Below are 490 nucleotides of genomic sequence, written 5' to 3' on the forward strand. Positions count from 1 at the left end.
GCCCGCCCGCTCAGTACCCGCCAGTACGCCCGGCTGGTAGCCGAATGGGTGAACGGCATAGGGCTGCGCCGCGAAGAGTATGGGACGCACTCACTTCGACGGACCAAGGCTTCTATCATCTACAAGGCGCGGGCAATCTTCGCGCGGTGCAGATCCTGCTCGGCCACGCCAAGATTGAGAATACCGTCCGCTACCTTGGCGTCGATGTCGAAGACGCTTTGACCTTGTCAGAGGGCATCGAGGTGTAACCTACCGGCTTCTCGCCACTGTGAGAAGCCGGACCGGACGGACGAGCGGCAGAAGCAGCCCTTCCCCTGCCGCCCAAGGGCTTGCCCCCAATGGAAGCCAACTTTTACTTATTCGGCAGTTTCAACTTTTGGCTTTTTGGATTTTGCTGGAGCCTTCGATGCCGTGCCATCGCCGCTGCGGCTGCTACCCAAGCCAATCCTATGGGCCATCGCACGGCGCGCTTCCGAATAGGTCGTTGCAC

At 60.4% G+C, this 490-nt stretch carries 1 pseudogene; it reads left to right on the top strand.

The annotated features are described in order from the left end of the window. A pseudogene (locus tag SOM18_RS19370) lies at positions 1-248 on the top strand (tyrosine-type recombinase/integrase); the annotation flags it as partial. Positions 249-490: the final 242 nt, after the last annotated feature.

The organism is Sphingomonas sp. CFBP9019, assembly GCF_034045155.1.
In the GTDB taxonomy this organism is placed as follows: Bacteria; Pseudomonadota; Alphaproteobacteria; order Sphingomonadales; family Sphingomonadaceae; genus Sphingomonas; species Sphingomonas aerolata.